The 6439-nt window shown below is 39.3% G+C and carries 6 protein-coding genes; all 6 read left to right on the plus strand.

The genetic code is table 11. The features are described from left to right. The first annotated feature begins 643 nt into the window (after window positions 1-643). Window positions 644-796 (plus strand): DUF5993 family protein, encoded by a 153-nt coding sequence (locus ABID23_RS07475; RefSeq protein WP_354190813.1) that lies wholly within the window; start codon window positions 644-646, stop codon window positions 794-796. A gap of 10 nt (window positions 797-806) precedes the next feature. After that, the gene (locus ABID23_RS07480) at window positions 807-1388 is read left to right on the plus strand and encodes a disulfide bond formation protein B (protein ID WP_354190815.1); all 582 of its coding nucleotides are present in this window, start codon (window positions 807-809) and stop codon (window positions 1386-1388) included. A gap of 1858 nt (window positions 1389-3246) precedes the next feature. Then, window positions 3247-3432: a hypothetical protein gene (locus ABID23_RS07485; RefSeq protein WP_354190816.1), complete on the plus strand. Its 186-nt coding sequence runs from the start codon at window positions 3247-3249 to the stop codon at window positions 3430-3432. Window positions 3433-4586: 1154 nt separating this feature from the next. Continuing rightward, a complete protein-coding gene (infA, locus tag ABID23_RS07490) occupies window positions 4587-4805 on the plus strand; it encodes a translation initiation factor IF-1 (RefSeq protein ID WP_019222675.1) in 219 nt (72 codons plus the stop codon). Between the two features lie 186 nt (window positions 4806-4991). After that, complete coding sequence (locus ABID23_RS07495; RefSeq protein WP_354190818.1) at window positions 4992-5690, plus strand: Maf family nucleotide pyrophosphatase; 699 nt, start codon at window positions 4992-4994, stop codon at window positions 5688-5690. A 129-nt stretch (window positions 5691-5819) separates the two neighbouring features. Further along, window positions 5820-6014 (plus strand): DNA gyrase inhibitor YacG, encoded by a 195-nt coding sequence (gene yacG, locus ABID23_RS07500; protein WP_354190820.1) that lies wholly within the window; start codon window positions 5820-5822, stop codon window positions 6012-6014. Window positions 6015-6439: the final 425 nt, after the last annotated feature.

Below are 6439 nucleotides of genomic sequence, written 5' to 3' on the forward strand. Positions count from 1 at the left end.
AAATGCTTTTATGGGAAGGAGTGTGGGGTGAGGATGTCTGGGGCGGTTGTTGGAAGGGGGAAATTTGCCTTTGGATTGTGTGAGTGGGGTGTAAAGCCTGTAAGGCGGGGGGGGGGTGGAAGTGTGAGTATGTGTATGGGGAAGAATGTGAGAGGAGAGCGTATGGGGAGTGTATGAAAGTGAAGATGAGAGGTGATTTTGTAAAGAGGAAAGGCTTGAGATGAGAAAAAATTTTTGTTTGCTAATAGAAAAAAATAAGCGTAACATGAAAGAGTGGTGTAGCAATTTGGATCACTCATTGTGGTAAAAAAGGAATTCATGGCAAAAGTGAGTTAACAATAAGAATGGTTGAATAATAAAATAAGGGATGTAAAACCTTGATATTGAACAAGTGGTAGTGGTCTCTTTGCCAGCCTGTTGAGTTTCATGTTGCGAGGGGGAAATATGTTCTTTTGCTTATTGATTAAAAAAGACACCTTATCAAGCGCTGATGTTGATGCGGACGGGGTGTCTCCTATATGCTTTCTTATCTCTTCTGCTGTTTTTAAAAAATATATGATCAATTGTGAATAATAATTCTGGGGTCTCTTTTTTGCCCAATTTTGTAATATGGTACACAAAGTAAGAAAGGAGACTTTATGCCATGTTTTTTCCATTTTTAATCGCTTTAGGGGCTGCAATAACAACTGTGTATGGTAAGAAAAATATCAGTTATGCTTTATGGGCAATTCTATTAGTTGTTATTCTCCTTACTTTTAATCATCATGCAACTTCTACTTTGAACTTATCTTTTTAAGAGGAATGCCATGCAACAGGTTGAACAAAAAAACCCTCATTTTGTTATACTTATGAATACACTGGGACTCATTGGATTATCAGTTGCCTTAGCCGTGGCTTTTTATTACCAGTTGGTAAAGTTTGAGCTGCCTTGTCCTTTGTGTCTGTTACAGCGCGTTGGTTTGATGCTCGCTGGCTGTGGGTTTTTACTTAATATTCACTATAAAGTGAAAAATACGCATTATGGGATGGTGATTCTTGGCTGTATGGTGACCAGTATCGTTGCTGCTCGGCAAGTGTTTTTGCATATTACGCCAGATGATCTGGGATATGGTTCAACATTCTTTGGTCTGCACTTTTACACATGGGCTTTCATTATTTCTGTGCTTTGTATCCTTGCTGTTGCCTTTCTTATGATTTTGGGTGAGTTGGCACATAAATTTAAAGCATTTTCTCCTTTTCCTTTGCTGAGTAGAACAGCAAGTTTTCTATTTATATTCTTGATTGCTGCAAACTTATTCTCTACCATTCTTGAGTGCGGAGGTGGGCAATGTGCCGATGATCCTGTAGAATATGAACTGTTGTCAAACTGGTTCCCTTCCTCATCTTAAAAGAATCTCGTAGTTAATTTTCCGGATAAAGATCTTAACCATGAGAAAAGAGGTGGCAATGTATACTATTGCTGCTTCTTTTTTTTGTAAAAAAACTTTGGTAAAACTCTCATCTAGCTGTCTTGTTCCTTTTATGAGACCTCATTTATTATCACTGATAATATATTGATTTATATGGATATATCATAATCTTCTCTTGAAGGAGAATCTCGAATGTCGTCAGATTCTCTTATTCCAACCTGTTTATCTTGAAGCAATCAAAATCATATCTTTATATGTTATCAGTGGGGTTGGTGTGTGGGGCAAAACTGTTCCAAAAAGGACTAAAAAAACCGATCATGAACCGATATAAGGAATGTTGCAATGCGCCCATGAGTTGGCAGATAGAATGAGAGTGTTCAGCGCGCCTTTATGAGGGTAAAGGTGATGGTGCAGTATTCTTATATTATAATGCTATCGTGGAATGCGCTTGGAGACCTTGAGACATGTTTCTTAAAAAAATATGCGAATCTGCTATCCAATGGCATTCTGTTTTCTGTGAGAAAGCTAACTCCATTGAAAGAGTGCTAGAAACAAAAGTGTGAGGCAAGGTACTGTTTCCAGTGTTGTGATGTTTTGCAAAACGTATTTTAGACAGTGCCGAGGACTTTATGAATAAAAAATTTTATCATATCTTCGCTGGGAAAACGCTGTGGTGAAAATATCCTCTCTTTGAGAAGGAAAGAATTCCCTTGCGTCTTCTTATTATTTTGTAAAAATGAAACTTAGAATTTCACTGATCACTCTGGAGGTATTTTGAAATATTGATTTTACGCTAGTAAGAGCATTGCTCTCTTTTTATTGGAAAAGGCGCATTTTGAGAAAAGAAATATTAGGGGATCTTGATAACGCAAAGAGAGCTAAAATATATCTCTATTCTTTTTGTTGTTGTTTTAAGGTCGTTATTGCAGAAATATCAGTGATTTGTGCAAAATATAGGCAGGCTTTTCATCGTTAAAAGAGGATAGGAGTCATCATTTTATGAAGAGGGGTGAACTATATTTTCTTGGGTGTCTTCATTTCAAAAGAGGACAAAGTGGTTAAACAATGCGTTGTATGGAAAAAGGGAGCACGACTCTTTGAAAGAGAGCTCTGTTCTCTATCGGTTTGAGAAAATAATGCCAAGGTTTTAAAAACGCGAAAAAATATCAGATTCCTTAAAAAAGAGTGGTCAGACAGTGTTATGGTGTTGTGAGATATATTTTGCATGGATTTACGCTTTTCTGTAAAATCTTAAAAGCGTAAAGATGGAAAGGCGTTTCTCTATAAAAACATAAGGATATTTGTTTTGCCCCTGTTGGGGGGCGTATGTGTGGGCTGTGAGTGTGGGCTTTTAGGGGAAAGGTGTCAGAGAGGTGCTTTGGGGAAGAGTGAATTTGTCTTTGTGGTGTGTCAGTAATGGTGTAAAGGCGTGATGTGAGGGGCGTGAATAAATGAAACATGTGTTGGGTTTATTGGTGTTCATTTTCACGTGTCATATTGTTATAAGGTTGAAAAATTTATTCCGTTTTTGATCAGAGGCGCATTTACAGTTTTCTGTAGAATCTTAAAAACATAAAAAAGTGTTTCTCTGTGAAAACATAAGGCTATTTGTCTTGCCCCTGTTGGTGGCTATGTTGGGGGATGACCTTATGGTTAATAAAAAGTGATTGATATCATCAGGATTGCTAAAAGAATTTTGCCTGTTTTATAAATCTTCTTTTGTTGAAGGTCATTCTCGTAAAAGTATCGATATCTTTAATCCGTAAAGTTTGAGCTTCTCTTTTTTTTAGTGACACAAGCAATACTGCATATCATATGGAGTGCGTGCTTATGGGAGATGCGTTTATGGGAAGGTGTGGGAGGCGTGCAGGGTGAGGATGTTATTGGGCGGTTGTTTCGGGTGGAAGATGGTGAGTGTAGAATGAGGATGTCAGGGGGGGCGATACGTGTTGGGAGCCGTCTTGTGGTGTGGCAATGTAAGGGGGTAGCGTGTGTGGTAAGGGTATCAGGGTGGAGTGTATGAGAGGTGAATATGGCAGGTCCATGTATGGGGGTTTTTGATGCCGCTTTGGTGCTTCGCTGATGGGAGAGAGGATTGGATATTCCAGTTGAGATATGGGGGGAAGCTTGTGTGAGATGTGAATGCTTGAAAACGGAGTGTGAGCGGTGCGAAAGCCGTGAGGGTAAGAGCTTGTGTGAGGGTGTTTTGGCATTTTGCGTATTGATGAAAGAGAGGGGGAATGTTTTTTGTGAAGGGGACAATAGGAATGTCGCCCATCGGGGATGGTTGGAACCATGTTTGGGGCTGGAGAGGGGAAAGTCTTTTATGGGATGTTTACTGTGTTTGAGAGATGAATGTGTGTTGAGAATTTTTTCGTGGTGGGGAAGAGGGATGCAGCGTGAGGGTGAGGATATCAGGGGGCGATACGTGTTGGGAACCGTCTTGTGGTGTGGAAATGTAAGGGGGCATGGTGAGGATGTCAGGTGAAGTGGCTAATCGAGCTGGTGTGGGTGGGGGAGGTATCAGAGGGTTGCGTTAGTAGGGCATAAAGGGTGTGAGGGGCGTGAATAAATGGAACATCTGCTGGTTTATTTGTGTTTATTTTCACGTGTCATATTCTTATAAGGTTGAAAAATCTGTTCCGTTTTTGATCAGAGGCGTATTTACAGTTTTCTGTAGAATCTTAAAAACATAAAAAACCGTTTCTCTGTGAAAAACAGCGTGATATTGGTTTTGCTCATGTTGGGATATGGTGTGTGTGCGTATGGGAGATGCGTATGAGGCGTGAATGTAGGGGAGAAGTTTAAGAGGAATGGTGTATGGATGTGTGTGGTGAGAGTATCAGAGAAGTGCGCTGGTGAGAGGAGTGAACTTTTTGAGAATACAAGAAATATGTCGACACAGGAATAAAGAATTTTGGAGAATATTCAAAAAAAGGATTAAATCATTCAAAAATGGTGCCAATATCACTGCTGAAACGTTAAAGAGACGTTGAAAGAACATCTATTGAACGGTATCTAAGAGAAACAGTTTTTGAAGTGTTGAGAGAACAAACATAAAAAAACCATTTTCCTTTTTGTTAAATTTTGTTCACAAAACGAAGAAAATAATGTATGAACGCTGAAAAACAGCGCACAACCCAAAAACCATAAAAACCATAAAGGAAATAATTATTTATGTCAAAAGAAGAAGTTTTGGAATTTTCTGGTGTCGTCACCGAACTTTTACCCAATGCAATGTTTCGCGTGAAATTAGAAAATGATCATGAAATTATTGCCCATACCGCGGGAAGAATGCGGAAAAATCGTATCCGTGTTTTGGCTGGTGATAAAATTATGGTAGAAATGACGCCTTATGATTTAACAAAAGGGCGTATTATATATCGCTATAAATAGCATATCAGTGTTTCTGTTTTCCTCTCAAAAGTAATCCTGTGGTTTTTTAATCATTTTTTATTGAAGGGAAAAGCTCAGAGGAAAAACGTGAAAGTGATCTTTAAAATGCATGAAGTCCATAGCAAGCCTATATCAAGAACGCTAAAACAAACTGGGTGGTGAGTTCAAATTATTCTGAGGGGGAAAATGAGAAGCTTAAAGAAAATCTTCTTAGGAAAAGAGCATTTGAAGGAAAATACTTTTAAAGAAATCCATTTTATCCTTGCCTCTGCTTCACCACGTCGCTTGGCTCTTTTAGCGCAAATCGGTCTTGATCCGCATGAAGTCTATGCAACCAATATCGATGAAACACCACAATTAAGAGAACATCCTGCAAATCTTGCAAAACGTTTGGCTAAGGAAAAAGCGCTTAAAGCACGTGAGGTGTTGTTGTGGCGAAGTCAAAATGATCAAAAAGAGTTTGCCGCGCAGAAAATGGTCATCTTGGCCGCTGATACGGTGGTGGCTGTGGGGCGTACTATCCTGCCTAAACCTGAAGGTGAAGACGAGGCTTATGAATGTTTGCGTTTCCTTTCTGGGCGCTCTCACAAGGTTTATGGCGCTATTTGTGCTTTGAATGAATATGGAAAAATAACCGTAAAATTGGTCGAAAGTCATGTCCGATTTAAACGCTTGAATACTGCTGTGATGGAGGCTTACCTTGCTTCTGGAGAATGGGAGGGAAAAGCTGGGGGATACGCTATTCAAGGAAAAGCCGGTGCTTTTGTTGTCCATATCTCTGGATCTTATTCCAATGTTGTGGGACTTCCATTGGCTGAAACAATGGATCTTTTAACAGCTTATCATTATTCTCCCCTTCCGCATTGGACTGGAGGAGCCCTGTAAAACTCATGCAAGAGAAAAAATGAACGCGTGAGAAATAAAAGGTGAGAGACATAATAAAAAACATTAAAAAAGTTTGTGAGGCACGTGTCGCTCATTATGCATCGTTAATAAAGAGCAAAGATATATAAAATGTCTAAAAAGTCAGACTTAACAGAAACATCTCAAATCCGCCCTCCACATCCTTGTCCAATTTGTGGTAAGATGGCACAACAAAACAGCTATCCCTTCTGTTCAACACGATGTCGAGCTATTGATTTAAATCGATGGCTTTCAGGTGTTTATATTTTACCGCCACCTTCGCAAATAACGGATGAAGAAGAATAGTAAAGCGTAACGTGAAAAGTGAGGACTTTATGAAAAACTGGTGCAAGATGATGGGTGTTTGAGACAATAGAATAGAAGAGGCGGGTGAGTGTTGAGGAGTCTTTTTGTGATCGAAGGAAATTGGTGAAAAAAAGCTGTGGGGTTAAAATGAGAGTAAGATCGTATTTTGAGCCGATGGCTTTTGGTTGCTTATGTTTTTCTATCATTCCGGCGCGTAAGGGAGGATGTGTTTTAATAAGTGATGAAGAATATTAAAGTGCTTCAGAGCCTTAAAGGTGAAAGCATTATAAAAAGTTAATAAGATATTTACGGTACTTGAAAATCGAGTGTAGATGTCGAGAGAGGTTTGGGGGTAAGAGCTTGCTTGGAGCGTTGTGCTTTCGCATTTGCGCATTGGTGGGAAAGAGGGGAACATTTTTTCGTGA

Origin of the sequence: Bartonella silvatica, assembly GCF_040545155.1 — a bacterium.
Classification (GTDB): Bacteria; Pseudomonadota; Alphaproteobacteria; order Rhizobiales; family Rhizobiaceae; genus Bartonella; species Bartonella silvatica.